The following is a 25137-nucleotide window of genomic DNA, read 5'->3' as shown; positions in this document are numbered from 1 at the left end:
ACATTTCTCAGATTGAGCATTCAAGACATCGCAGTTTTTTTAATTTTCTTGTCAACCTTTTAGCTGGGTTGGTTGCTTATACATATCGAGAGACTAAACCTGCTTTAGATCTTCTCTTCAAAGGCTTGCCTGCTCTTCCTCCTACCATCTTTTAGTGCGTCGAACTCACGTTAAATAATGTTTCCTCCGCTAGGGTTTTAGAAAAAGCAGAAATGCAATTTGAGGGGATTTTGCATAACTATCTTTTTTATAAAGAGCGATCGTGGGATGTAAAGATGTATGCGATTACGCGATCGCTAGATCTCTAAAAAAAGCCCTCGCTTAGCGAGGGCTTTTTTGATGATTATGAATGTTACGTGGAACGCAGATGATAAATCTCTTACTGCTAGCGAAGCAGGGCAACCACGGGGGGATTGCCCCTACCTGTAAATTGCAGATTTTGTAGGGGCTGTGCCCCCGTGCCAGCCCTAGACTTCCGCCATCGAAGGAATTCTTTCCACGTAACATCAGTGATTAGTCAAAACCAAGGAGGTCGAAAATTTCACGATCCTTCAGTGGTTGAGCATACAGTGGCTCAGCATTTTCCAGCATCCCCTTAGCCAGCTTGAGATATTCTTGCTGTACTTCGAGAACTTCAGGATCTGGCTCCATTTCAAACACTGTGCATTTTTTCAACCGACTGCGACGGATGGCATCAACGGTGCGGAAATGCGCCAAGGTTTTCAGACCAACGCGATCATTGAACTTGTCAATCTGATCAGTTCCTTCACTACGGTTAGCAATAATACCACCGAGGCGAACACGATAGTTTTTCGCTTTTGATTGAATCGCGGCGACGATGCGATTCATTGCGAAGATGGAGTCAAAGTCATTTGCCGTAACAATCAAGCAGTAGTGAGCATGTTGCAATGGTGCTGCAAAACCACCACAGACGACATCACCCAATACATCAAAAATCACAACATCAGTATCTTCAAGTAGATGATGTTCTTTAAGGAGTTTAACGGTTTGACCTGTGACATAGCCGCCGCAACCAGTACCAGCAGGGGGACCACCAGCTTCAATACACATGACTCCGTTATAGCCTTCAAACATGAAGTCATTGGTCTGTAACTCTTCAGAATGGAAGTCAACGGTTTCGAGAACATCGATTACAGTTGGAACCATTCTCTTAGTGAGAGTGAAGGTGCTGTCATGCTTAGGATCGCACCCAATTTGGAGGACGCGCTTGCCAAGGTGAGAGAATGCTGCTGATAGATTCGAGGAAGTGGTAGATTTACCGATACCGCCTTTACCGTAGACGGCAATTACCAAAGCACCTTCAATAACCATTCCTGGATCTTGATGTACCTGAACACTACCTTCTCCATCTTCACATTTAGTGATTGATGGTGGATGCGCTGTTAAAACTGCCAAAATGAACTCCTATAAAACAACTATATTAATAAACTTTGATTGGGAGCTTTGCTCCCAAATCAATTACTTGCCGATCGCTGCTTTTGCGTCGTAGAGAGTTTCTACGGTGATCGAAGTGAGTCCACGATCGCTAGCGAATTTCTCAGTATTGCGCTTGATTTTGCCACGTACAAAGAAGGGAATCTTCTTCAACTCAGCTTCACCATCAGCGCTCCAAGTAATTCCCTGCAACTCTTGAGTCACTTCCACGGGCGTAAGAACGGCTTGATTAGAACCACCTGTCGAGGCGATCGCGATCGCCTCTCCCACTGATTCTGTTGTCAACGTTTCGCGGCGATTCTCCTGTGATGGAGCAGTATGCAAATGGCTCATATGTCCTTCCGCAAACTCGAAGTCTTCACGGAACATCCCAATCAAATGCTCCTCTAGACCCATCATCAAAGGATGCACCCAGCTATCAAAAATCACATTCGCACCTTCCCAACCCATTTGAGGTGAGTAACGAGCAGGTACATCTTGAACGTGGATTGGTGCAGAAATTACCGCGCAAGGGATACCCAAGCGTTTGGCAATATGTCGTTCCATCTGAGTGCCAAGCACTAGTTCTGGAGCGGCTTCAGCAACTTTAGCTTCCACAGCAAGATAATCATCACTAATCACGGCTTCGAGTCCATGCTTCTTCGCCACTTCGCGTACTTCTCGCGCAAATTCTCGGCTATAGGTTCCAATACCAACAAGGGTAAAGCCCAATTCTTCCGTAGCAATTCTTGCTGCCGCTAAGGCATGAGTCGCATCACCAAAGATGAATACGCGCTTACCCGTTAGATACGTGGAGTCAACCGATCGCGAATACCAAGGAAGTCTGGAAGCATTAGCTTCAGCCCCCGATGAGACTCGCGCAGCATCCCAGTTCCCTAAAGTGTCGGACTGCGATCGCGCTAGAGCTTGACTAACATCAATATCTGCAACCCTACCAATTTCCGCAATAAAGTCACGAGTTGCGCCAACACCGATTGGCACTATCTTGACGACTGGTTGGGCAAAACTGCGGGTCAACCAAGTACAAGTTGTGAGGGCGATCTCAGGATAGAGGCAAATATTAAAATCAGCATCGGGAATCCGCATTAAGTCATCTGGTGTTGCTCCCATTGGTGCGACTACATTCACATCAACGCCAATTTCCCCAAGCAACTTAATCACTTCGCGAATATCATCACGACACCTAAAGCCCAATGCTGTTGGGCCTAAGATATTAGCTTTGGGACGAATATGAGGATCGCGCTTAGGTCTTGGTGTGTTTGGTGCAGGGACAACAGGCAAAAGTAAAGTGCGAACTAAGTGATATAGAGTTTCACTCGCGCCCCAATTCTCTTTTTTGGAATAAGCTGGCAATTCTAAACTGACGATCGGAATTGGTATGCCCATGCCTTTGGCGAGAGAGCCTGGCTGATCTTGAATCAACTCAGCAGTGCAACTCTCGCCAACCAACATTACTTGAGGCTTAAATCTTTCATAGGCATCACGTACTGAAGTCTTGACCATCTCGGCAGTATCACCACCCAGATCACGAGCTTGAAAAGTCGTATAGGTTACAGGCGGACGGCGATCGCGTCGCTCGATCATCGTAAACAGTAGATCGGCGTAAGTGTCGCCCTGTGGTGCGTGAAGTACATAATGCACTCCTTCCATGCTAGTTGCAATTCGCATCGCTCCCACATGGGGAGGACCTTCGTAAGTCCAGAGGGTTAATTCCATAGGTTGAATGATTGAAAATTGGTGATTGGAAATTGTTGATTGGTAACGATCCCCCTCAATCCCCCTTATAAAGGGGGAAGAAGATAATTCTTGATTCTCCCCCCTTTATAAGGGGGGCTGGGGGGGATCTAATATTTAAACTGTCAGTCGTCGTCGTCTCTCAAGTGGACGAGCAAACAATTCTGCTAAGTCGGCAGCTTGGTCATAACCATGAATCGGTGAAAATACTAATTCGATTGACCATTTAGTTGCCATACCTTCAGCTTCGAGAGGGTTGGCAAGCCCTAAACCACAGACGGTAATATCAGGTCTAGCTTCGCGACAGCGATCAAGCTGCTTTTCCACATCCTGACCTTCTGAAAGTGCTGTGCCAACTGGTAGTAGGTTAATCTCGCTGTCCATCAATAGGCGATCAATATAAGGCGTACCGACTTCGACTAGCTCCATGCCACATTCTCTAGACAGAAAACGTGCCAAAGGAATTTCTAACTGTGAGTCAGGGAATAGAAATGCTTTTCGACCTGTCAAGGCTTGACGATAGCGCTCTAAAGCAATTTTGCCACGGCTTACAGAGGGGGCGATCGCCTGTTCAAACTGGTCATCAGCAATATTCCAAGCATCAGCAGCAGTCTTTAACCATGAAGTCGTCCCTTCGATCCCAAAGGGATAGGGCGATGGTAACAGGGTTGCGCCGCGAGCTATTAGCGATCGCACAGTTTCGCTTAAAAATGGCTGCGCTAGTAGTAATTTCGTACCTTTCCCGATGGGCGGCAAATTTGCCGCACGACGAGGTGGAAAGAAATAAACAGGGCCAATGCCCATCTTGTCAAATAGTCTTCGGAATTGGTCTTCCACCACATCCGCAAGGCTACCAACCACCATTAGGCTTGGTTCATCTTGGCTACGGGGCAATACGGGAACCATTGATCCCAGACAAGCATCTTCACCCTGAGTAAATGTAGTTTCAATACCACTGCCTGAATAATTGAGGATTCTGACTTTTGGAAAGAATCTCTGATTCATGCGTTCGGCAGCTTTGGCGAGATCAAGCTTAATTACCTCAGAGGGACATGATCCCACTAAGAACAAAGTCCCAATATCAGGGCGACGCTCTAATAACTGATCGACAACCCGATCAAGTTCTTCGTTAGCATCCGCAAGTCCAGCCAGATCTCGTTCGCCGAGAATTGCTGTGCCAAATCTTGGCTCGGCAAAAATCATCACACCTGCTGCTGATTGGATCAAATGGGCGCAGGTACGAGAACCGACTACCAGAAAAAAAGCATCCTGCATTTTGCGATGTAGCCAAACGATTCCCGTCAAGCCACAAAAAACCTCTCTTTGTCCCCGTTCCTTAAGTACGGGAATATCAGCAGTAATTTTGACAGGTAATTCCGTGCAAGGCTCTAGAGCCATGTTTTGCTCTCCTTTTGGGCTAAATCCCTAGTTTTTCTTAAAAGGCTATACCCTAATTCTGAAAGGGCTAGCCGATGTTTGCTGTCAAAAGTGCGCGATCGCAACGCGATCAATGAGTTAATTCTCTTTACTATATTTAGTAAAACCAAGAGACTGGTTAAAAAGTTGCAAAGGTTTACAGGAGTATAAGGATCTACAATCTCTACATATGGGAATTCTACTCCCTTCCCACCTAAAAAATAGATGTCATTAAAGTTGAAAATTGGTGATACAAGGAGAAATACCACATTGCCAATTCTTTTCTGGGAAATGAGTATGGGGATCGCAAGTAAATATACTTAATTACAATCTTGCTCAGAAATTATATGACTTGCTCATCAGCACAAAATTACCGTAACTAAATGTTAGATTTTTGGACTAAAACCAGTGGGACTTGGATTAATGTTTTGGCGATCGCCTTTGGTACATTCCTCGGACTCATTTTACGCGGTCGTTTTCTTTCTCAGTCGTTACCCATTCTCAAACAAGCGATCGGGCTAATCACCATGTTTGTCAGCATAAATATGGCAAATAGCTTACTTAAGGTTAAAGCTGGCGCTTTAGATGGTGTGATTCTATCGCTGATTGCGTTAATCATTGGCGGTGTGATTGGTGAATTAGGGCAAATCGAGAAACGTTTAGAATCGGTTGGCGATTGGTTAAAAGCGAAATTTAAGGGCAAAGGTAAATTTACAGAAGGGTTTGTTGCGGCGAGTCTTTTATTCTGTATTGGACCAATGGCAATTATTGGCAGCCTCAATAACGGACTCAGAGGCGAAGATAATCTTTTGGTTCTCAAGTCGGCTCTAGACGGTTTTATTTCAATCGTATTTGCTAGCACCTATGGAATCGGTGTTGGATTCTCGGCTTTGCCCGTTGCTCTGTATCAAGGCAGTTTATCTTTGCTTGCAGGAAATTTAGCGCAAAGCTTACCCGATCCCACTAATGCTCAGCCCGTACTAATTATTACAGGCGTTGGGGGCTTAATGCTTTTGGGGCTAGGTTTAAACTTGTTAGAACTCGCTAAAGTCAGAGTTGCATCTTTTTTACCAGCTTTAGCGATCGCGCCATTAGTTTACTGGCTAGCAGATAGTCTTCAATAATTCCAGCGCCTGCGGCGCTGGAAAAAACAAAATAGTGTGAGGCGGCGCGAAGCGCCGCCTCACACTATTCAAGAATGGCGACAGCCATATATTGAGAGTTACTGGGTGCTTTGCACTTTTCCTATTTTGTTGGCTTAGATTGCTATAATTAGTCAAGCTCCTCTGTGGCGTGCGTGACTACCGATAATGTGTCTTGATCGATAATTGTTTTCTAGGAGTCTTCGTAATCTCCGCCGCAGTAAACCAGACTTGCATCTGGGAACTTAAGTTAGGCTGAGAGCCAAGCCTCCACCTGGTTTTACCGGGTCAAACAACTGAGGTAAGACGGCGTTACGGAGGGGTGAAAAATCAAAGTTTTTTAGAAATGGCTCTGTACAATGTACAGAGCCATTTTTAAAAAACTTTGAGAAAATGCTTGCGTTCCCATAAAACCATGCTATATTAGCTAAGCGAAACAACGCGGGGTAGAGCAGCCTGGTAGCTCGTCGGGCTCATAACCCGAAGGTCGATGGTTCAAATCCGTCCCCCGCCATTAACAAAAAAAGCTGCACTGAGTGCAGCTTTTTTTGTGTTCTAAGTGTTGGTAATGCTTCTAAATAGATAGCCGACGACGACACCAATCATCAGCGCCCAAATTTGGCCAGATTTTACAAAGTTATTCCAGCCTTTTCCTAAGTCTCCCATGACATCCTGATTAAACTGTTGAGCAAGCAAATCCATATTTATATGTGAATGCAAATCTGCAATATTGAGATGTAAATTGCTAGGAATATTGAGTGCTGACAAATGAAATGATAAGTCAGTGATAGTCACACTAGTTACCAAATGCTGGGCTTGGGCTAAGTCAAACATAATTTTTAGTCTTGGGTTAATTTACTAGGGCTTTATCTTTTATATGCATAACCACGAGGGTCATATCATCAGTGTGAGTATGCCCTTCTCCAATAAAGTTTTGCACTTCTTGGAAGATGTAGTCAAGAATCATTTGTGGACGAGTCACATCATCAGAAAGGGGAAAACAATTTTGACAAGCCCAGTCTAGGGCTTTGCGAAGATTTTCTTCGTCAAAGCGATCGCCTTCTGGACTAGCCGCCTCAGTGAAGCCATCAGTGTAATAGATGACGACATCACCTGAATTTAGGTGAGTGCTGCGTTCTTCATACTTCGACCCAGCCTCTAAGCCGATCAAAGCCCCCATGGTATCGAGGGCATGAACAGATCTTGTCTTGGCTCGCCAATGTAAGGCAGGAGTATGGGCGGCATTACTAAAGGAAAGAATCTGCGTTTCGGGATCATATTCTGAATAAAACATGGTCACGAAGCGATGAGATTTCTCTAAATCTTCATACATCACCTCATTGAGATGTTCCAAAATTTTGCTGGGAGAATGGTTATTTAATACTTCTGCTCGCAACATCCCTCTTGTCATGGTCATGATTAATCCTGCGGGAACGCCCTTGCCCATCACATCACCGACCACAAAACTCCAGCGATCGCCCTTTTGCATCGGGATAAAGTCATAATAGTCGCCACCTACTCGGCTAGCCGTAGAGCATTTCGCTGAGATCTCAATACCTTGAATCTTGGGACAGGTGCGTGGTAAGAGTTGGCGCTGGATTTCTGCGCCGATCTCCATCTCCCGATCTTGACGCTCTTTTTTGATTAATTCGGTAGTGAGTTCATGATTTTCTAAACCAACTGAGGTTTGATCGGCAACAAGGCGCATCAAAGTCCGCTTGTTATCTGTCCAAATATAATCAGGTTTACGGCTGAAAATATAAAGGCGACCGCGCACTGCATTTTTGACTAAAACCGATGTGCCGTACAAATGGACATCTGCACCTAGATAGCGACTGACCATCTCATCAAGAGCGGTTGGACTGCCTGTTAAGACCTGTTGGATCGCTCGTTCGATCGCCGTTCTTACTTGTTGCGCTTTCATGCCGCCTTGATTGCGCTCAGGACAATGCAAAGACTCTAGGCGCATTTGTCCACTTGCCTTAAATAAAATTAGCGCACCACCATCTGAGTCAGTCACACGACTGGCAATCAGGGGAATTAATTCTAAAAACTGATTGAGGTTACTAAAGCTGCGGAGAGCGTAACCCAAAAAGCTAAGTAGCTCATGGATTTTATTTTGATCCTGACTCATCCGTCTGAGCAGGTCTTTGAGATCCTTCATCACCATCACAGAGGCATTGTCGATATCTGGCTGTGATGGGAGTGATCTATTTCTAGGTGGCAATGATAGAGACATACCAATGCTGCAACGCTAGGTGGTTTGTACGAAAGCTAATTTAGTCAAACAGTTTAGCCTTAGTTGGACAAAAATTAACAAACGATTTCAGTAATTTTTTAAAAGTATTTTTGCGGCGCGAAGCACCGCAAAAACTAGTTACTTAATAATGCTTCGACAAATTCATAGCTTGAAAAGGGACGCAAGTCTTCAATCCCTTCACCTGCGCCAATAAATCTGATGGGTAAACCAAGTTGTTGCACGACAGCGATCGCCACCCCACCTTTTGCCGTGCCATCAAGCTTCGTGAGGATCACGCCCGTAATCCCTGCGGATTGGGCAAAAACTTCGGCTTGTTTAAGTCCATTTTGTCCAAGGGTGGAATCTAGCACTAGCAAAGATTCGATCTTGGCATCGGCTGATTTTTTATCGACGATGCGGCGGATTTTGCTGAGTTCTTCCATCAGATTCTTCTTGTTTTGCAATCTGCCAGCAGTGTCTACAAGCAATAACTCAGTGCCTCTGGCTTGAGCCGCGCTAATCGCATCAAAAACCACGGCGGCGGGATCGGCATTTTGGGCTGGGTTGCAAATTACATCTACATTCGATCTTTGTCCCCAACTCTTGACCTGCTCAACCGCAGCAGCGCGGAAAGTATCGGCGGCGGCGATGAGGGTTTTATAGCCAGATTTGACACTGAGATGCGATAGTTTACCGATCGTCGTCGTTTTACCAGCCCCATTTACGCCAGTGATCAACCAAATATTTAGTTGATTCTTCTCTGGAATCAACATGGGGATCGGTTCACCACCTTTCTGCGCTGATACATCAAGCATTTCGCGCAAAATTTGTTTGAGATAGGCGATCGCTTCTTCTGGGGGCAGTACTTCTTTGCGGAGTTTATCTTGCAGCTTGGCAATAATTTGATCGGTTGCCTTAACGCCAACATCAGCCTGCAAGAGCAAAGCCTCAATATCATCAACGGAATCAGCACTGAGGGGACCTTGTCCGACGATCGCCTTAAGTTGATTGACTAGCGATAATCGAGTTTTGTCTAAACCTTGACGTAACCGATTCAGCCATGTGATTTCTTCGACAGAAATTTCTTCGGGGCGACGACCTTGGGAGGCGAGGACTTCGGCTGACCAGATAAAATCATCATCAAACTTGATCGTGGCTTTGCGTCTGGAAGTAGCTACAGGTTTAACTTCTGGCTCTGGCTCAATAATCGCTGTGGCTTCGAGAGCGGCAATCCTCGCTTGGCGATCGCTTTCGGACTGCATCCAAAAAGGCACTGCTTCAGGTTCAGGAGTAGTTACTTCTGGAGAAACTACTTCTGAGGAAATAACTTCAGCGATCGCTGGTTCAATCGCAGGTTCAACTGATGCAGGAACTTCAGTGGTTGTTTCTGGAGATACTTCTAAAGAAGACTCAGCAACTGACTCACTAATTTCTAGCTCAGCTTCAAACATTGCAGGTTCATCAACTTGCAATTCAGTAATGACTTCAGGCTCTCTAATTTCTAGAGCAGCTTCTGGTTCTGCAATCTCAGGCTCAGCAATTTCTGGCTCAGTAGCCTTGGCTTCTTGCTGAATAATTTCTGGAGTCGCTTCAACCAGTTCAGGCTCAGCAACCTTGGCTTCTTGCTCAGTAATTTCTGGCTCTGGGACCTCTGCCTCAGTCGCTTGATCTTCCGCAACTTCAGCTTGTTGCTGCACATTGGCATAGGCAGCCTTTGCCCAATTTAATAAATCCTGTGATGCTGGCGTTGAGATCGGGCTAGGATCTTCAACAGGTGTAGATTCAGGTGTCTTTTCTTCAGCTTGGGGTGACTCTACGGATTGATCATTTACACTTTTGTCATCGTCAAACTTTCGCCGAAACCAGTTAAACACCATGCTAATACCCTTTGCGCCATGCTTGAATCTGTATTCAACTTGTAGAAGATGCGAAGCGCTCTCTACAAATTGAATATTTGGTCAACTTACTAAGATAGTTTACGGTGTATAGGTTATTAGTACTAAATCAGATCTAGACGGTTTTCCGAAATCCATAAAAAAAGAAGCGACGCAAAGCGTCGCTTCTTTTTTTATGGATTTATTTCTTTTTAATATCTTTTGCCATGTTGAGAAAGATATCCATACTCGAATCTACACGAGTGTTAATCTTTGGCTCAAATGTGGATTGTGGTTTTGGTTCAGAAACATTGCTGATAGGAACATCAATTTCATTGCCTTCAATTTTCTCGGTTGCTGATACAATCTCAGTAATTTCAGCGCCTTTGACACCGTTAACCGTAGGGAATGTTTTTTTGACAGCCTTGGGTGTACGCATGTAATCGATGTTGCCAAAGGTTTTGGCGGAGTCTTCATCCAGAAAATAAGATGATTCTGTGTTGTTTGCATCCTTCTTCTCATCCTTTTTGCCAAATAATCCGAAAAGAGCCATGTATTTATACCTATTTTCCTAAAATTGGGTTGAATTTGTCTTTTTATTGCGATGTGTAACATTTTAGCAACATACCGTGCGATCGCGATCGGGATGATTTTCAACATAAAAAAAGCAGCACTACGTGCTGCTTTTTTTATTCATGGCGCAAAGCGCATCTTTTAATTACAATCTACAATCTGTAGTTAGCATTGTTAATTCGCTCACGCCCCATAGACTCATCAGGCTTTTTGAGGGTGAACTTATCAGCATTTGCTTTGATCAGTTCTTTTTGTGATTCATTTAAACCATTAATTGCTAGCACCTCATCTAAGGATTTATAAGGTGAATTTTCAATGATGATCCTACCTAATGTGGGATACATACCACGTACTTGACGAAAAGTGTTGATGTTAGCGTTGTTCAGGTCGATTTTGCTAAGATCTTGTGTGTAAAAATTGGTAGCAGGTAATTCTTCGGCAAATGCAGAGTTACTGCCAAAAGAACCTAAAAAGCCAGTTGTCCAAATTGACGCGATCGCCACTAGTAAAACAGAAAAGCGTATAAGTGCTTTCATGCCCAAAATCTCTCTATTAAAAAATTAATTTATTCACTTTCGAGATTAGCAGAAAATTGGAAACCCAAAGCCTTAGGTGTAGCAAATCAAGAATATGTAAACAATTGTCTCTATTTGTTAACTCTCCTTTACAAACATTTACATAAATTTCAAACCAACAAAAAATCCTTAATCCCCTACCCTATAACGATCCCAGACTGAAATCTTAAATTTATGGCGATCGCCTAGGTTTAAGTAACTATAAACAACTACAGAGTCGGTAAGTGACCATAGGTAAAATGACTGTCTAGAAATGGGTGGGTAATTACAACGGTTACTTTTGAATATGTTAAGTCTCGAAAACTTCCCTTGGCTCACGTTTATCATTGCCTTTCCCATAGTTATGTCCCTCGTGGTTGCCTTTGTCCCAGACAAAGGTGATGGCAAAAACATTCGCTGGTTTGCACTAGTGGTGGGACTGATTGACTTTGCGGCGATCGCCTATGCCTTCTGCACAAAATATGACTACAGCAACCCCAACCTCCAACTCGTTGAGAGTTATTCGTGGGTTCCGCAACTGGGGCTAAATTGGTCAGTGGGCGTTGATGGACTCTCGATGCCTTTGGTCTTGCTGACTGGATTTATCACCACATTAGCAACCTTGGCAGCTTGGCCTGTCACTCTGAAGCCTCGCTTATTTTATTTTTTACTACTATCAATGTATGGCGCACAGATTGCCGTATTTGCTGTGCAGGACATGTTGCTGTTTTTCCTAACATGGGAACTAGAGCTAATTCCTGTATACCTGTTGCTGTCAATCTGGGGGGGCTATAAGCGACTATATGCTGCCACCAAATTTATTCTTTACACAGCGATCGGCTCCCTGTTCATCCTTGTAGCTGGATTGGCGATGGCTTTTTATGGTGATACTGTCACCTTTGACATGGCCGCCCTTGCTAATAAGAACTATCCCCTCACCTTCCAACTGCTAGCCTATGGCGCATTCTTGATTTCCTATGGAGTCAAGTTGCCAATTTTCCCTTTGCATACATGGTTACCCGATGCTCATGGTGAAGCAACCGCACCAGTTCACATGCTCCTTGCAGGTATTTTGCTAAAAATGGGTGGCTACGCCCTAATGCGGATGAATGCAGGTATGTTACCTGAAGCCCATGCTTACTTTGCACCGATCTTAGTAATTTTGGGAATCGTTAATATTATTTACGCGGCGCTTACGTCTTTTGCTCAGCGCAGTCTCAAACGCAAGATAGCCTATTCATCGATCTCGCATATGGGCTTTGTGCTAATCGGTTTAGCTTCATTCACCGATCTCGGTACAAGTGGCGCAATGTTGCAAATGATCTCCCATGGACTAATTGGCGCGAGCTTATTTTTCCTAGTGGGGGCAACCTACGATCGCACCCACACATTGATCCTTGATGAGATGGGTGGAGTCGGTCAGCAGATGCCCAAAATCTTTGCGATGTTCACGACCTGCTCCCTTGCATCTCTGGCTTTACCGGGGATGAGTGGTTTTGTGGCTGAGGTAATGATTTTTGTTGGTTTTGCTACGAGTGATGCTTATAGCGGCACATTTAAAGTTATTGCCCTCTTGTTGATGGCAGTGGGTGTGATCTTAACGCCTGTATATCTGCTCTCGATGTTGCGCGAAATTTTCTATGGTCAAGAAAATAAAGCGCTCACTTCTCATCAAGATCTCGTTGATGCTGAACCTCGTGAGGTCTTTATTATTGCTTGTCTGTTGATTCCAATTATTGGTATCGGTTTCTATCCTAAAATCGTGACACAAATCTATGATTCGACCACGACACAACTAGCGACTACTCTGCGTGAGGCGGTTCCCGCTCTAGCTAATAAACGCGATAACAAGCGTTTGGCGAGTCTACAAACTCAACCTTCACCAAGTTTAAGCAAATAGCCTAAAGAGGGTTCGCATGGCGAACCTTCTTTTTTTGTTTGAGCGCAAATTGCTATAGGGCAAATCAAAATCCAAAATAAAAGTGGTGTCGCTTTGCGCCGCCGCTTTTATTTTGGATTTTATGTCCTAGACAACGTGAGTTCGATATAGCCATTTGCGTCGAACTCACGTTAATTCAACCTTTGACACAGATAATTTGTTTCAAAGTTGCGATAACTTCCACTAAATCAGATTGCTGATTCATCACTTGCTCAATTGGTTTATAAGCCGCAGGAATTTCATCAATGATGCCTGTATCCTTGCGACACTCAATGCCTTGAGTTTGCTGAATTAGGTCATCTAAAGTGAATTGATCCTTCGCTTTACTCCGCGATAGCAATCGCCCCGCCCCGTGAGAACAGGAGCAATAACTTTCGGCATTACTTTTTCCTTTGACAATAAAAGATTTCGCTCCCATTGAGCCAGGGATAATACCATAGTCCTCAGTTCTTGCCCTTACTGCACCTTTGCGGGTGACATAGACATCTTCTCCGGAATGAGTTTCTTTTTCTGCATAGTTATGATGACAGTTTACAGTTAGTAAAGGCTTCACAGGCTTACCACCGCTAGCAAACTTCTCGATGATCTTCTTAAATCTCGCCATCATGACATCGCGATTGAAACGCGCATATTCCTGCGCCCATTGTAAATCTCGCCAATAAGCTGCGAATTCAGCAGTACCCGCAATAAAATAGGCAAGATCCTTATCAGGCAAAGAATTTTCTGCTAACCGTGCGAGATTTTTGGCTGTATCGATATGTCTTTGAGCCAGCATATTGCCAATATTTCGAGAACCAGAATGCAGCATCAGCCACACCTGATTATCTGTATCTATGCAAACCTCTATGAAGTGATTACCTCCACCTAAAGAACCCATTTGCTTCATCGCTTTACCTTCCAGATGTTGAACTCCTGAATGTAATTCGCGGAATTCTCGCCATCCTTGCCAATTTAGCACTGGCTTTTCAACTTCTTTATTGTCATTAAAGCCTACGGGAATTGCGGCTTCAATTTCTAGACGAATTTGCTTAAGCTTACCTTCTAGCTGTTCATAACGAAATGGAGTTTTAATTGCTGCCATGCCGCAGCCAATGTCTACGCCTACCGCCGCAGGTACGATCGCTTCTTTAGTGGCAATCACGGAACCAACGAGAGCGCCCTTACCGAGATGTACGTCAGGCATAAGCGCTACATGCTTAAACACGAAGGGCAAGGATGCAACATTTTTTGCCATTTTGGTTTCTTCATAACCTAGATCATGAGCAGCCCAAGACAACACAGGCTTGGGTGTGGAGATATTTAACTTTTGATAAGGCATAGTCTTAATTTCATATTGTAGTATGCATACTACAATATGAAACATAATCGCGCAATAGCATTGATCCAAAAAGTTCAGGGCAGTGCAAAGCAATGCCCCGAAACCAAAAAAACAGACGTTGCTTAGCAACGTCTGTTTTTTTGGGATTAAAATTAATGCTAGTTAAACTGATTTAGCATCAACTTCAGTAAAGGTTTTGTAGCATTTTTCTGCGTCATAGATATGGCAGCGATCGCCAATATCCTTCATCAATTCCCAAGAAAACTTAGTCTTGTACATATATTGACCCCAATTCTCATCGAGAGACTTGTGCGCTAGACGCAAGTTATACGAAGGAATACCAGTAGAAATATGGTGAGGAACATGCACATTAATATCGTGACATAGCCATTCTACCCAAGCAGGATAGTCGCAATGGACAGTTCCTGTTAGCTGATCGGTGGCAGCGTGCCATTTATCCTTATCTTTAAACTGGATATCTGGCATCGTGTGGTGAACAATCGTGAATGTACTCATCCAAAAGTGATAAACCAACCAAGGCATCAAAAAGAAATTGATAAATCCTAAGAAACCCGTGGTGTAAATCAAAACTGGAAAGGTGATCGCTGCAAAAACGATAACCAAACGATAGGAAAACTTAACTTGCTCGCGCTGACGCTCAGGATAAAGACTGGAATTAAAATGCAAATTTGCCCAGTGAATAATTGAACCTATCCACCAAAAGCGAGTACGAATTAGGCGATATACCCCAGAAATCAAACCTTTGCCTTCTTCATATTCTTCAACGGTGAAAGGATACCAAGCATTGTCCTCGCCCATCTTATTAGTATGTTGATGATGGTGATCATGCTTGAAGCGCCAACCGTGAAAAGGGAAAATTAATGGCAAGAAAGCAATATGACCGACAAGATCGTTAATCCAAATCTTATTGGAGAAGGAACGATGTCCGCAATCATGACCAATTACGAACCAGCCAGTGAGAGCCGTACCTGTAAAGATCCAAGCAAAGGGTAACAGATACCAAGGCGAGAAGGCAATGCTGGCATAACCAAGTGCGGCAGTCGTCAAGGAAAATAGTACACTCAACCAAGCTCTGAGAGGTTTTTTCTCAAAGTACTCAGAAGGAATGGTTTTGATGATGTCGCGGAGGGTGGTCTCAGGGGTAAGAGTGTGTGAGGAATTTTGTATGGCAACCACTACTGAGCACTCCCTACTGTGGTCAGGCGTTGACGGCTCAAGCTTTGTAATTGCTGGAAAAGAACATCGATATCAGATTGCAATTCCGCCAGTTCGGCTTGAACTTCTTCGGAATATAACTTTTTAGCGGTTACGTTCAATGTAGAAATCTCTTTGGTTAGGGCTTCAGTTTGTTTGCTCATACTTCCTTTAAAACGCTTTTAAAACGTTACGATCACACCACAAAAATATTTATGCCTCAGATTTTAGCTTATGTCATGTGTATTTTTGTATACCCATAAACATATCTAATGAGTAATTATACGGAGCGGAATCTCATTAACTGTCACTTAGCACACAGACAATGGACTTAATCTCATTGTTCCCTCGCCCCAAAGGTAAGGCTACAATTTGACCAATTTATTTTAGTATTTTGTGCCAAGGGGTGTATCAGCAAAGAGGATGGGGGCGATCGCGGCGGCTGATCCGAGCCGATCATCGGCATATTCTTCGAGGCTATAGTACTGATCCATGCGATCGCATAGTCCTTCTGGACTCAGACTTTGGATATTGTGGCTAATGATATAGCTTTGAGCCGCAGAGCCACGAAAGGCGGCAAAGGCTTCTTCACAATAGGCTTGCTTAGAATCTTGGGAAGCCGCAATCCAGTCAGAGCCATGCATATTACCACTGAGAATTGGTTGACCATTAGCGGGGATCACAGGACGACGTTCAGCAGCGATCGCTTGATAGGGTGCGGTCAAAAGGGTAAAGAGCATGACTACAACTAAAACAAGTCTTGGAAGAATATGAAAATTAAAAATTTGAGTCATAATTTACTCGAAGTCTAGCTAAAAAGTCGTTAAGGTTTGATAACATTTCCTGATTAATCGCACTTAACATATCAAAATAGTAATCGTAATATTATCGAATAGGTTGTATTGTCTGATCTCTGGGGATTTTTTAGCTTCTTGATAAATCCTCCTCCCTGATTATTTCGTTAAACTCATGTTGTTTACGATACAGAAAAAATTCACCTCTCCTAGTTCATCAAATTTACTAAATTTTCTAGCCTGCCAAATGTCCGAACACTATCTAAATCATCCTACTTTTGGCTTGCTATCTCGCTTATGTAGGGTAGATGAGTTTCGTAGTTTGTTTACCACTCTCTACGCTCAAAGGTTGTTTTTCCTAATTACTACTGGTCCTGACGGTGTTCAGTTTGAGCCTGTCTCTCGAGCAGATGCCAAACTCATGGTCGAAAACCAAATGCGATCGCTACGGCGTGGTGGCACTGATACCGATCAAAAAAACTTACAGCACATATACAAGCGAACTTTTTCCCAATGACCTCGCGTATTTCTCTCAAAGCTGCCGCAAAAATTAATCTCTATCTGGAGATTACGGGGAATCGTGCTGATGGTTACCACGATCTAGTGATGATTTTGCAGAGTATCGATCTATGCGATCGCGTTGATATTCGTAAAATCGGTACAGATGAAATTCAAATCCTTTGTACTAACCCTGAAGTACCTTGCGATCGCTCCAATCTGGCTTACAAAGCTGCTGCTTTGATGCAGAGTGTCTATCCAGAGATTGGGGGCATGGAGATTGCGATCGACAAGAAAATTCCGATGGGGGCTGGTTTAGCTGGTGGTTCAGCCAATGCCGCCGCAGTTTTTGTAGGGATTGATCGCCTTTGGGATTTGGGACTCACCCAATCACAGCTTTGTGATTTTGCAGCTCAGTTAGGTTCTGATATTCCTTTCTGTGTTTCTGGTGGCACTGCTTTAGCGACAGGTCGTGGCGAAGTACTTTCACCTTTGCCCGATCTCATTGATTTAGTATTAGTGATTTGCAAGCCACGTCAGATTGCGATCGCGACTGCATGGGCTTATCAAACTTTCCGCAAGCAAGAGTTGCTTGCAACGAGTCAAGTCAAAAATCAAAATCTCTCTAGCCAAATTGTGGCGGCGATCGCTTCTGGTGGTGAATCCGCACCTCATAAAATTGGGCGCTTACTTTACAACGATCTCGAACGAGTAGTATTGCCTGAGTATCCTGCAATTGCTGAACTAAAAAATAAATTACTAGATCAAGAATGTCTTGGTGCAATGATGTCTGGTTCAGGCTCAACGGTATTTGCGATCGCGCCCGATCTAGATCGCGCTCAGCAAATTGCTGAGGCTGTAAGAACCGATGACATTGATGTATGGGTGGTAAAGAGCTTAGTTAGATCGATCTTTGATGCTTGATCACATACAAGGGGCTTAACAAAATCAAGAACCGATTATTTGTGGCGCGGCGAAGCCGCGCCACAAATAATCGGTTCTTGATGCTAATCGCTGGTATCTTGCAAGCGATCGCGATCTAATAACTCAATCTGTGAACCATTAATGGCAATTAATCCTTCACTACTAAGACGATAAAAAGCCCTAGATAGGGTGGCTGGAATCGTTCCTAAAGTTGCAGCTAATTGTGTTTTAGTGACATCTAGAGTGATGACATTAGCGCCAAATTCGCGATCGCTCAAAGCCAATAAATAGGACGCTAATCGTTGTGGTACATCTTTGCAGGAGAGTTCTTCAACCATATGCGCGAGTTTGCGTGAGTGGTTTGCCATACTCATCAACATATTGATGGCGATCGCAGGATATTGGTGAAGTAATTCGAGAAAGGGAAGTCGAGGAAAGAAAATTAATTCTATGTATTCCAATGCGATCGCCGAAGCAGGGAAGGCTCTACCATCTAAGGCTGGTACTTCTGCAAAGTAATCTTGCACATTAAGCAAATGTAAGATGTGTTCTTTGCCATTGGCAGCCATTTTAAAAACCTTGACTCGTCCTGTTTGGACTATGAAAAATCCTGTTGCTTCACTATCTTGCTGGAAGATTACTTCACCCTTTTCAAATTTTTGCAGTTGAGCAATTTGAGCTAAAGGAATGATTTGCTCTGGTGATAATCCTCGAAAAATTAGAATCGTCTGCAACCAATGGCTCAAGTCTAATTTGTTTAACATTTTCCTCAATGCGATCGTTGCGTTCAACAACTATACTTCCAATCAAAAAATCACAGATGAGATTGGGGCTTGGAGACTAAGCCCCTACCTTTGCTAAGGTGTTCATATACTTAACACACCAAAGCGCTAAGCCCTCACCCCTAGCCCCTCTCCCGCAGGAGAGGGGAACAAGAAATCTAATTTTTCTCCCCTTCTCCTGCGGGAGAAGGGGTTGGGGGATGAGGGGTGCGTCAAGATTAGCTCTAGAGTTAAGGATTTTTTAAGTTTTTTGACTTAAGTCAAAGACTTCTCAGATGATGTTCTCCTATGCTATCGACATTAGATAAACAGAAATTGCATATGACAACATTATTTGAAAAGCTTGGTGGCGCAGCAGCCGTTGATGTAGCCGTCGATCGCTTCTACGAAAGAGTATTACAAGACGATCGCATCAAACACTTTTTTGCAGATACAGATATGGTGAAGCAAAGGGCGCATCAGAAAGCCTTCCTCACCTATGCCTTTGGTGGTACAGACAAATATGACGGGCGTTATATGCGCGAAGCTCACAAGAAGTTGGTAGAAATGCAGGGCTTAAACAGCGACCACTTTGATGCGGTTGCCGAGGATTTGATGATTACCCTCAAAGAGATGGGAGTTTCTGATGATCTTTTGGCAGAGGTGGCGGCAGTAGCGGCGGCTCCTCAACACAAAAAAGATGTTTTGAACGGCTAATTATTTTGTCGAGAGCGCGGCAAAGCTGCACTCTCGAAGTAGAACAAACAGGAGACTAAATATATGGCAACTTTTCAAATCAGCGATACCGTAGGCGAAATCGTTCGCGATCGCCCTTCCCTTTCGCGACTGTTTGAACAAGCCAAAGTTGACTATTACTAGCCGACCATATCGAACAAACTCACCATGCTTACCTACATACTGAGCTACCTCGCTTGGAAAAGATGGTAGCCAAAGTTGCGGCGGTACATGGGGAAAAAGAACCACGCCTCCATCAAATCAAGGATATATTTCTCGCGGTATCTCAAGAACTAGAGACGCATTTGCAGAAGGAAGAAAAGATTTTGTTCCCAATGATCCGTCAGTTAGAATCTAGCGACACCGTTCCCTCTTTCCATTGCGGCACGATCGCTAATCCTGTACATCAGATGGAATTTGAGCATGATGAAGCTGGCGTTGCCCTCGGTCAATTGCGTCAACTCACCGATAATTACACGCCCCCTGAATGGGCTTGTAACACCTATCGCGCCATGCTTGATAGTTTGCTGAACTTTGAGCAGGATATGCATCAGCATATTCATAAGGAAAATAATGTGCTTTTTCCTAAAGCGATCGCTTTAGAGAAAAGCAAAGCTAGTCAAAGCTAATCAGAATTAAGCGATCGCTATATTTATAAAACCTAGACCAAGGCAGGTTGCGCCTGTAAAGCACAAAATGTTATTTAAAATTTTAGTTGTTTTGCATATCTTAGGAGCCACGGTCTGGACAGGTGGGCATCTTGTATTAGCAACAACCGTTCTACCCCAAGCTCTCAAACATCGCGATCCCGATCGCATCCATCAATTTGAAGAACATTTTGAAGGATTTGGACTCACTGCGCTGTTGTTGCAGGTGGTTACAGGACTATGGCTCACATGGACTTATTTTCCGAATTTCCAGAACTTCCTCGCCTTTGATTCGTATCTGTCAACTTATATTGGCTTCAAGTTATTACTTTTGTTAGGAACGATCGCACTGGCGATTCATGCCCGCTTTTTTATCATTCCTAATCTCACTAAAGAAACTTTGAACTCCTTGGCTTATCACATTATTGGAGTCACAACCCTAGCCGTTTTATTTGCGATTTTAGGCGCAGGGATTCGCCTTGGCGGCTTTGCATAAAAAAAGAAGGGGCGCATAGCGCCCCTTCTTTTTAGATTTAGAGAAGGTTTTTTAGCTTCTCTTGATATTCTTCAGGGGTGATACTTCCTGCTTTTAGTTCCTCATTGAGCAACTGTACTTGAGGCTCAATCGCTTTTTTCTTGGCGGCAATTTCTTCAGCTTTAGTTTTGTAGATCGCTTCACCCTCTTTCTTCGCTTTTTTAAAGGCTTGACGAATGCTAAAAGCATCCATCTCACCACCCGAAGCAAAGTATTCATTGGCAACCTTGCCCAATGCCCATGTACTGGCATAGGCAGTAGTTGCACCAACAACCATTCCGAATACAGGAACTAGCTTGGCTAGGTTACTCACTGCGATTCTAGTGCCAGTGATCCCCAAACTACCAAAGATAGCTTTGCGGAAATCGTCACGATTGCGGTCATAGCCCCAGCTTTGCCCGATCGCTTGGGCGAGATCGAGTTGATTCCAGTAGATCAGCATGTCAAAGGCGATCGCGATCCCTGGGATCGGGAATGCGCCTAAAACAGCATTTAAAAAACAGGCATCGGTAGTAGCATTCTCGACCTCAGCCGCACGCTTATCAGGATCGTCGATTTGACGTACTTGCTCTGAAATTGAGGATTTGGTGGAGCGACGCTCTAGGGTTTCTAGCCACTCTTGTTTGCCCCAAAGCTTAGAACTAGTAAAAGTTTTACCAATTTTATCTAGCAGTTCTTTTTCTTCGGAACTACACTCACCATCGATATTTGCCATCGCATAGGCTGACTGATAAACCATCTCCTGTGCGATTTCACTGGTAATTTGGGTCAGTAATTCATCAATTGGCGCATCTTCTTCATTCAAGAGGCGATCGACGGTAACACCTTCGGGCAGATGAATTTCTTCAAAGGTATCGGCAAGACTGGCAAACTCTTCTTCGAGCAGTTTGCCGTCGGCTTTTGCCATGCTTACCAAAACTTTAAAGCTTGCCAAAACTTCTTGCTGATTGACTACGGACATCGAATGCTTGCTCCTTTCCAGAAATTATCATTGATGGTAACAGCGATCGCTATGTAAGTTTGTATAAAGCTAATCTCAAACTCAAAATCCATAACAGGTTAATTTCAACACTTTAGCAATGTAAGAGATAGCTCGGACAAAAATCAAAACCCAAAAGATGAGTGGCGGCGCTTCGCGCCGCCACTCATCTTTTGGGTTTAATGTCCTAAGCAAAACTTACATTGCTATAACTTTCCTTGGTGGGAATATTAACATAAGATAAGATTTGATACAGCGTCTTCACACTGCTAATTTCAACTAAGAACTATGATTGTCGCAATTCCAGAACCATTTAAAACTGTGGTGACCTTTGCTCACCCAATTCTGATGCTCTTAACTCTATTTTTGGCACTTTATGCAGGATATGTTGGCTGGCAATATCGCAGGATTCGCAGCACTGAAGGGGAAGAGAAAAAAGCCTTGATCTCGAAGCGTTACAACATCCTGCATCACAAACTTGGATCAGTCTTTTTGGTGTTGATGGTAGCAGGTGCTGTCGGCGGTATGGCAGTCACCTATAACGATAGTGGCAAACTATTTGTGGGTGGACATCTGCTAGCAGGTTTGGGCTTAGCATTTTTAGCTGCATTGTCGGCGGCGCTTGCACCATTATTGCAACAGGGTAAAGAATGGGCGCGAGTCACACATATCACTGTAAATACGGCTTTGATAGGTGTTTTTGCTTGGCAAACTTTCACAGGTTGGCAAATCGTGCAGAGAATTTTAGAAAAAATGTTCAAAGTTTCCTAACAAAAAAGGGCGCGAAGCGCCCTTTTTTATTAGATTAATCATGTTATCAACAAGCAGAGATTAGGGCTTGGAGACCAAGCCCCTACATTTTTGTAATGGTAGGGGCTTGGTCTCCAAGCCCTTTTTCAAGATGACATTGAAACCTTATGACTATCTTTGTTCGCCGTAACATCAGTGATTAACGATAGTTTGTAAATTGTAGAGCGAGGGGAAAGTCTTCTGTCTTTACAAGTTGGATGATTTCTTGAAGTTCATCTTTTGATTTGGAAGTAACCCGCAATGCATCGCCTTGAATGGAAGCCTGAGCTTTAGGGAAATTATCGCGGATGGTTTTCGAGAGTTTCTTGGCTTGCTCTTGCTCAATTCCGCGCTTCAGCTTAATCTTTTGAACTACGCGATTACCGCTAGCAGATTCCACTTCGCCGTAGTCAAAGATTTTTAGAGACAAACCACGCTTAATCGCCTTAGATTGCATCACATCAATCACAGAAGTAAGCGTCATTTCACTATTTGTGTTAATGGTTATTGATTCTTTTTCAAGTTCAACTTCTGTTTTAGTGCTTTTTAAGTCATAGCGACTAACAATTTCACGACGAGTTTGATCGATCGCATTGACAAGTTCTTGATGATCAAAATCGCTAACCACATCGAAAGAATAACTGGAAGCCATAGATTTATTTTAGATTTTATTTATTTCTAAATGCAGAATGTATCTCATCCTACCAAAAAACTAATATAGCTATAACCACCTGTATCAGGACAAATCAAAACCCAAATAGTGTGAAGTGGCGCGAAGCACCACTTCACACTATTTGGGTTTTATGTCTTAACAGCTATAAGTAGCTGGGCATAACCCCAAAAAACTGTGGCGCACGCTGTGCGTGCGCCACAGTTTTTTGGGGTTTATTCCCAAAGCCGCTTGCCTTCTTCTCCTTGTAAGCGATCGTGGGTATCACGCAAAAGCTTGGGAATATCTAATTTCTCTGGACATCGGGGCAAGCAATCACCGCAGTCTGTGCAACGAATTGCTTTACGACCTGGGAACCAATGCCCTGCATTTTCAAACATTTTGTAACGATATTTGCCAAACTCCACCATATCAAAACTGACTGCTAAGTTTCTGAGCCTCAACACTTCAGGAATATTAATCTCTTCAGGACATGGTAAGCATTCATAACATTGAGAACAGCGATCGCCTTCAAGGATGGTATAGCGGCGATTGATACAATCGAGAACTGCTTGCTCCAATTCGGACATAGGCTCAATGTGATCCCATGCGTCTTGATGCGAGTCGATTTCGGCAGGATTGGCTGCACCAAGGCTAAGGGTATGCACACGGGGATCACTGAGCAGAAAGCGATCGCACATATACAGAGCCGTGAAGGGATAGCTCACACCTGCTAATTCTTCGGAGGGTTTATATAGCATTCCGCCTTTATCCGATGGCGAGATGATAAATACGCCCATATCTTTTTCGTGGGCTAGCTGAACCGCAGGGGCATTGCGTTGATTGAAGTAGTAATAATGGAGATTAATTGACTCGAACAAATCGGTGTTGATCGTATTGAGAATTACGTCAAGGGGCGCATGGGTAGAGAAGCCGACATGACCGATCATCTTTTGATCGATGGCTTCTCTAACAGCTTTCATACAGCCATTAGGATTGGTTACTAAGTCGAGATGTTCTTGTAAGTTAATGCCATGTATGTCGAAGTTATCAACATAGTCCACATTCATCTTTTTTAGGGACTGCTCGATTTGGCGACGCATGGAGTCTGCGTCTTTGGTTGGCGATATTTTGGTGGTCAGATAAAAGCGATCGCGTTGTTGGCTCAATCCATTTCGCATCGCTTTGCCGATAAACTCTTCGCTCTTGCCATAGCCTTGAGCAGTTTCAATATGATTAATGCCAACTTCTAAAGCTCTTGCGATCGTTTTGTGGGCATTGTCTGCCGATTCCATATAGCGCATTGCTCCTAATGAAAAGACGGACAGGAGCATCTCAGTTTTGCCAAAACGACGATAGCGCATAGATAATTCACTAAAATATACTTAATCTTAATCCACAAAATTAGAATGGCGGCGCGATGCGCCGCCATTCTTAAAGAAAAAAATGTTGTTCTTTTAAAATTGGCGACGGGCGAAGATGAGAATCGCGATCGCTAAGGTCAACAGCGCATAACTTAGGATATACACGCCATTGTTAAACATATCGGGCAAGCTTGGCAAAATATTGTAAACTGCCTCATTTTTAAGATTAGCACGGGACAAATCGGGCAGAATCATATACAAAGTGCGGGTTACAGATTGCAAACTGGGATTTTTAGAAATCTCACCCAATAACAACAAATCACGGCTAAAGTTACCGATGAAATAAGCGGCAAGGGTCAGTAAAGAGGCAATTAGGGAACCTGAAAAGGAACCAAAGAAAATGGCGATCGCCCCTAGCAGCATGATCTGCCAAAAGATAAAAAAGTTAGCCGTAAGAATTGCAGGAATTGGGATCGGAATATTTTTGATCGCCATCAATACAATAAAAATTACCGTCATAATTGATACCAAAGCACCAACCACAGCCGTTAAGCCTAGGTGTTTGCCTAGCATAAATTCTGCACGATGCATGGGCTTAGCAATCAAGATAAAAATTGTGCGTTTGTCGATTTCCTTATTGATCAGATTCGTACCAACTAACACTGCCACAATCAAACTCACCACTTCGATCGCGGCAATACCAACATCGACAATCATCTTTGCTGATGAGTCATAGGAAAATTCTGGCAACATCAGCATCGCTGATACCACGATCGCCGTGTATAGCAGAGATAGATACAGCACCTGTTCGCGCACAGTTTCGCGAAATACGTTGGTGGCGATCGCCCAAACGCGACCTAAACTTAGACTCAGGTTCAGGCTCAAGTTCATAGGTCTAAAGAATCCTCATACGTCCTAATATGATTGCATTTTATCGCACAATTAGAGGGGTGCTTCGCGCCAACCGTGCAGTATGCTAAAAGGCAAAAAGCTGTGGCGAACG

At 43.7% G+C, this 25137-nt stretch carries 25 protein-coding genes, 1 tRNA gene, 1 other RNA gene and 1 pseudogene; 11 read left to right on the top strand and 17 right to left on the bottom strand.

Going from position 1 to position 25137, the window contains the following annotated elements; translation table 11 throughout:
* A pseudogene (locus VB775_RS19050) lies at window positions 1-155 on the top strand (IS982 family transposase); the annotation flags it as partial.
* A 358-nt stretch (window positions 156-513) separates the two neighbouring features.
* Here the strand turns inward: VB775_RS19050 and bchL are convergent.
* The 3 genes from bchL to VB775_RS19035 all read right to left on the bottom strand — a co-directional run bounded on the left by bchL (window position 514) and on the right by VB775_RS19035 (window position 4587).
* Window positions 514-1386 carry a ferredoxin:protochlorophyllide reductase (ATP-dependent) iron-sulfur ATP-binding protein gene (gene bchL, locus VB775_RS19045; protein ID WP_190579856.1) on the bottom strand — a complete coding sequence of 291 codons (873 nt, stop codon included), beginning with the start codon at window positions 1384-1386 and terminating at the stop codon, window positions 514-516.
* 93 nt (window positions 1387-1479) lie between these two features.
* Window positions 1480-3171, bottom strand: coding sequence for a ferredoxin:protochlorophyllide reductase (ATP-dependent) subunit B (gene bchB / locus VB775_RS19040; RefSeq protein ID WP_281007300.1), 1692 nt, complete (start codon window positions 3169-3171; stop codon window positions 1480-1482).
* 135 nt (window positions 3172-3306) lie between these two features.
* Window positions 3307-4587 (bottom strand): ferredoxin:protochlorophyllide reductase (ATP-dependent) subunit N, encoded by a 1281-nt coding sequence (locus VB775_RS19035; RefSeq protein WP_281007299.1) that lies wholly within the window; start codon window positions 4585-4587, stop codon window positions 3307-3309.
* 401 nt (window positions 4588-4988) lie between these two features.
* Here VB775_RS19035 and VB775_RS19030 point away from each other — a divergent pair, with 401 nt between their 5' ends.
* The 3 genes from VB775_RS19030 (at window position 4989) to VB775_RS19020 (ending at window position 6261) form a co-directional block, all read left to right on the top strand.
* Entirely contained in the window at window positions 4989-5729 is a 741-nt protein-coding gene (locus VB775_RS19030) for a DUF554 domain-containing protein (RefSeq protein ID WP_281007298.1), read from the top strand.
* Window positions 5730-5885: 156 nt separating this feature from the next.
* A non-coding RNA gene (ssrS, locus tag VB775_RS19025) (6S RNA) lies at window positions 5886-6072 on the top strand.
* A gap of 115 nt (window positions 6073-6187) precedes the next feature.
* A tRNA-Met gene (locus VB775_RS19020) sits at window positions 6188-6261 on the top strand.
* A 41-nt stretch (window positions 6262-6302) separates the two neighbouring features.
* Here the strand turns inward: VB775_RS19020 and VB775_RS19015 are convergent.
* The 5 genes from VB775_RS19015 to psbU all read right to left on the bottom strand — a co-directional run bounded on the left by VB775_RS19015 (window position 6303) and on the right by psbU (window position 10969).
* Window positions 6303-6581, bottom strand: coding sequence for a hypothetical protein (locus VB775_RS19015; protein WP_281007297.1), 279 nt, complete (start codon window positions 6579-6581; stop codon window positions 6303-6305).
* Between the two features lie 16 nt (window positions 6582-6597).
* On the bottom strand, window positions 6598-7986 hold the full coding sequence (locus VB775_RS19010; protein WP_281007296.1) for a PP2C family protein-serine/threonine phosphatase: 1389 nt from the start codon (window positions 7984-7986) through the stop codon (window positions 6598-6600).
* 134 nt (window positions 7987-8120) lie between these two features.
* Complete coding sequence (gene ftsY / locus VB775_RS19005) at window positions 8121-9863, bottom strand: signal recognition particle-docking protein FtsY (protein ID WP_281007295.1); 1743 nt, start codon at window positions 9861-9863, stop codon at window positions 8121-8123.
* A 199-nt stretch (window positions 9864-10062) separates the two neighbouring features.
* Window positions 10063-10413, bottom strand: coding sequence for a hypothetical protein (locus VB775_RS19000; protein ID WP_281007294.1), 351 nt, complete (start codon window positions 10411-10413; stop codon window positions 10063-10065).
* 172 nt (window positions 10414-10585) lie between these two features.
* Window positions 10586-10969, bottom strand: coding sequence for a photosystem II complex extrinsic protein PsbU (gene psbU, locus VB775_RS18995; RefSeq protein WP_281007293.1), 384 nt, complete (start codon window positions 10967-10969; stop codon window positions 10586-10588).
* Window positions 10970-11294: 325 nt separating this feature from the next.
* Here psbU and VB775_RS18990 point away from each other — a divergent pair, with 325 nt between their 5' ends.
* Complete coding sequence (locus VB775_RS18990; RefSeq protein ID WP_281007292.1) at window positions 11295-12887, top strand: NAD(P)H-quinone oxidoreductase subunit 4; 1593 nt, start codon at window positions 11295-11297, stop codon at window positions 12885-12887.
* A gap of 175 nt (window positions 12888-13062) precedes the next feature.
* Here the strand turns inward: VB775_RS18990 and VB775_RS18985 are convergent, their stop codons facing one another.
* The 4 genes from VB775_RS18985 to VB775_RS18970 form a co-directional block, all read right to left on the bottom strand.
* Window positions 13063-14244, bottom strand: coding sequence for an RtcB family protein (locus VB775_RS18985; protein WP_281007291.1), 1182 nt, complete (start codon window positions 14242-14244; stop codon window positions 13063-13065).
* Window positions 14245-14406: 162 nt separating this feature from the next.
* A complete protein-coding gene (locus VB775_RS18980) occupies window positions 14407-15441 on the bottom strand; it encodes a fatty acid desaturase (RefSeq protein ID WP_281007290.1) in 1035 nt (344 codons plus the stop codon).
* Window positions 15441-15623: a hypothetical protein gene (locus VB775_RS18975; protein ID WP_190576992.1), complete on the bottom strand. Its 183-nt coding sequence runs from the start codon at window positions 15621-15623 to the stop codon at window positions 15441-15443. Before VB775_RS18975 ends, VB775_RS18980 begins: the two co-directional genes overlap by 1 nt.
* A gap of 222 nt (window positions 15624-15845) precedes the next feature.
* On the bottom strand, window positions 15846-16253 hold the full coding sequence (locus tag VB775_RS18970) for a hypothetical protein (protein WP_281007289.1): 408 nt from the start codon (window positions 16251-16253) through the stop codon (window positions 15846-15848).
* Between the two features lie 247 nt (window positions 16254-16500).
* Here VB775_RS18970 and pipX point away from each other — a divergent pair, with 247 nt between their 5' ends.
* Window positions 16501-16770 carry a transcriptional coactivator PipX gene (pipX, locus tag VB775_RS18965; protein ID WP_281007288.1) on the top strand — a complete coding sequence of 90 codons (270 nt, stop codon included), beginning with the start codon at window positions 16501-16503 and terminating at the stop codon, window positions 16768-16770.
* The gene (gene ispE / locus VB775_RS18960; RefSeq protein ID WP_281007287.1) at window positions 16767-17675 is read left to right on the top strand and encodes a 4-(cytidine 5'-diphospho)-2-C-methyl-D-erythritol kinase; all 909 of its coding nucleotides are present in this window, start codon (window positions 16767-16769) and stop codon (window positions 17673-17675) included. Before pipX ends, ispE begins: the two co-directional genes overlap by 4 nt.
* Before the next feature lie 83 nt (window positions 17676-17758).
* Here ispE and VB775_RS18955 read toward each other — a convergent pair whose 3' ends face one another.
* Window positions 17759-18439, bottom strand: a complete 681-nt coding sequence (locus tag VB775_RS18955; protein WP_281007286.1) for a Crp/Fnr family transcriptional regulator — start codon at window positions 18437-18439, stop codon at window positions 17759-17761.
* A gap of 339 nt (window positions 18440-18778) precedes the next feature.
* Here VB775_RS18955 and VB775_RS18950 point away from each other — a divergent pair, with 339 nt between their 5' ends.
* From VB775_RS18950 to VB775_RS18940, 3 genes are all read left to right on the top strand, one after another.
* Window positions 18779-19153, top strand: a complete 375-nt coding sequence (locus tag VB775_RS18950; protein ID WP_281007285.1) for a group I truncated hemoglobin — start codon at window positions 18779-18781, stop codon at window positions 19151-19153.
* A 224-nt stretch (window positions 19154-19377) separates the two neighbouring features.
* Entirely contained in the window at window positions 19378-19800 is a 423-nt protein-coding gene (locus tag VB775_RS18945; RefSeq protein ID WP_281007284.1) for a hemerythrin domain-containing protein, read from the top strand.
* 67 nt (window positions 19801-19867) lie between these two features.
* Window positions 19868-20314, top strand: a complete 447-nt coding sequence (locus VB775_RS18940; protein ID WP_281007283.1) for a CopD family protein — start codon at window positions 19868-19870, stop codon at window positions 20312-20314.
* 37 nt (window positions 20315-20351) lie between these two features.
* Here the strand turns inward: VB775_RS18940 and VB775_RS18935 are convergent, their stop codons facing one another.
* Window positions 20352-21314, bottom strand: a complete 963-nt coding sequence (locus VB775_RS18935) for a hypothetical protein (RefSeq protein ID WP_281007282.1) — start codon at window positions 21312-21314, stop codon at window positions 20352-20354.
* A 306-nt stretch (window positions 21315-21620) separates the two neighbouring features.
* Here VB775_RS18935 and VB775_RS18930 point away from each other — a divergent pair, with 306 nt between their 5' ends.
* Window positions 21621-22103: a DUF4079 domain-containing protein gene (locus tag VB775_RS18930; protein WP_281007281.1), complete on the top strand. Its 483-nt coding sequence runs from the start codon at window positions 21621-21623 to the stop codon at window positions 22101-22103.
* A 178-nt stretch (window positions 22104-22281) separates the two neighbouring features.
* Here the strand turns inward: VB775_RS18930 and VB775_RS18925 are convergent, their stop codons facing one another.
* The 3 genes from VB775_RS18925 to VB775_RS18915 all read right to left on the bottom strand — a co-directional run bounded on the left by VB775_RS18925 (window position 22282) and on the right by VB775_RS18915 (window position 25025).
* Window positions 22282-22773 (bottom strand): YajQ family cyclic di-GMP-binding protein, encoded by a 492-nt coding sequence (locus VB775_RS18925; RefSeq protein ID WP_190577005.1) that lies wholly within the window; start codon window positions 22771-22773, stop codon window positions 22282-22284.
* Between the two features lie 233 nt (window positions 22774-23006).
* Window positions 23007-24134, bottom strand: a complete 1128-nt coding sequence (locus tag VB775_RS18920; RefSeq protein WP_281007280.1) for an aldo/keto reductase — start codon at window positions 24132-24134, stop codon at window positions 23007-23009.
* Between the two features lie 93 nt (window positions 24135-24227).
* On the bottom strand, window positions 24228-25025 hold the full coding sequence (locus VB775_RS18915) for an ABC transporter permease (protein ID WP_281007279.1): 798 nt from the start codon (window positions 25023-25025) through the stop codon (window positions 24228-24230).
* Window positions 25026-25137: the final 112 nt, after the last annotated feature.

The sequence above is a fragment of the Pseudanabaena sp. CCNP1317 genome, from assembly GCF_034931345.1.
Lineage (GTDB): Bacteria > Cyanobacteriota > Cyanobacteriia > Pseudanabaenales > Pseudanabaenaceae > Pseudanabaena > Pseudanabaena galeata.
This window is presented reverse-complemented; position numbering and strand designations above follow the sequence as displayed.

What these genes read in the sequence shown, in the direction of transcription:
- bchB (WP_281007300.1), bottom strand. Translation starts at nt 3,171, where the DNA reads ATGGAATTAACCCTCTGGACTTACGAAGGTCCTCCCCATGTGGGAGCG.
- VB775_RS19035 (WP_281007299.1), bottom strand. Translation starts at nt 4,587, where the DNA reads ATGGCTCTAGAGCCTTGCACGGAATTACCTGTCAAAATTACTGCTGAT.
- VB775_RS19030 (WP_281007298.1), top strand. Translation starts at nt 4,989, where the DNA reads ATGTTAGATTTTTGGACTAAAACCAGTGGGACTTGGATTAATGTTTTG.
- VB775_RS19015 (WP_281007297.1), bottom strand. Translation starts at nt 6,581, where the DNA reads ATGTTTGACTTAGCCCAAGCCCAGCATTTGGTAACTAGTGTGACTATC.
- VB775_RS19010 (WP_281007296.1), bottom strand. Translation starts at nt 7,986, where the DNA reads ATGTCTCTATCATTGCCACCTAGAAATAGATCACTCCCATCACAGCCA.
- ftsY (WP_281007295.1), bottom strand. Translation starts at nt 9,863, where the DNA reads ATGGTGTTTAACTGGTTTCGGCGAAAGTTTGACGATGACAAAAGTGTA.
- VB775_RS19000 (WP_281007294.1), bottom strand. Translation starts at nt 10,413, where the DNA reads ATGGCTCTTTTCGGATTATTTGGCAAAAAGGATGAGAAGAAGGATGCA.
- psbU (WP_281007293.1), bottom strand. Translation starts at nt 10,969, where the DNA reads ATGAAAGCACTTATACGCTTTTCTGTTTTACTAGTGGCGATCGCGTCA.
- VB775_RS18990 (WP_281007292.1), top strand. Translation starts at nt 11,295, where the DNA reads ATGTTAAGTCTCGAAAACTTCCCTTGGCTCACGTTTATCATTGCCTTT.
- VB775_RS18985 (WP_281007291.1), bottom strand. Translation starts at nt 14,244, where the DNA reads ATGCCTTATCAAAAGTTAAATATCTCCACACCCAAGCCTGTGTTGTCT.
- VB775_RS18975 (WP_190576992.1), bottom strand. Translation starts at nt 15,623, where the DNA reads ATGAGCAAACAAACTGAAGCCCTAACCAAAGAGATTTCTACATTGAAC.
- VB775_RS18970 (WP_281007289.1), bottom strand. Translation starts at nt 16,253, where the DNA reads ATGACTCAAATTTTTAATTTTCATATTCTTCCAAGACTTGTTTTAGTT.
- pipX (WP_281007288.1), top strand. Translation starts at nt 16,501, where the DNA reads ATGTCCGAACACTATCTAAATCATCCTACTTTTGGCTTGCTATCTCGC.
- ispE (WP_281007287.1), top strand. Translation starts at nt 16,767, where the DNA reads ATGACCTCGCGTATTTCTCTCAAAGCTGCCGCAAAAATTAATCTCTAT.
- VB775_RS18955 (WP_281007286.1), bottom strand. Translation starts at nt 18,439, where the DNA reads ATGTTAAACAAATTAGACTTGAGCCATTGGTTGCAGACGATTCTAATT.
- VB775_RS18950 (WP_281007285.1), top strand. Translation starts at nt 18,779, where the DNA reads ATGACAACATTATTTGAAAAGCTTGGTGGCGCAGCAGCCGTTGATGTA.
- VB775_RS18945 (WP_281007284.1), top strand. Translation starts at nt 19,378, where the DNA reads ATGGTAGCCAAAGTTGCGGCGGTACATGGGGAAAAAGAACCACGCCTC.
- VB775_RS18940 (WP_281007283.1), top strand. Translation starts at nt 19,868, where the DNA reads ATGTTATTTAAAATTTTAGTTGTTTTGCATATCTTAGGAGCCACGGTC.
- VB775_RS18935 (WP_281007282.1), bottom strand. Translation starts at nt 21,314, where the DNA reads ATGTCCGTAGTCAATCAGCAAGAAGTTTTGGCAAGCTTTAAAGTTTTG.
- VB775_RS18930 (WP_281007281.1), top strand. Translation starts at nt 21,621, where the DNA reads ATGATTGTCGCAATTCCAGAACCATTTAAAACTGTGGTGACCTTTGCT.
- VB775_RS18925 (WP_190577005.1), bottom strand. Translation starts at nt 22,773, where the DNA reads ATGGCTTCCAGTTATTCTTTCGATGTGGTTAGCGATTTTGATCATCAA.
- VB775_RS18920 (WP_281007280.1), bottom strand. Translation starts at nt 24,134, where the DNA reads ATGCGCTATCGTCGTTTTGGCAAAACTGAGATGCTCCTGTCCGTCTTT.
- VB775_RS18915 (WP_281007279.1), bottom strand. Translation starts at nt 25,025, where the DNA reads ATGAACTTGAGCCTGAACCTGAGTCTAAGTTTAGGTCGCGTTTGGGCG.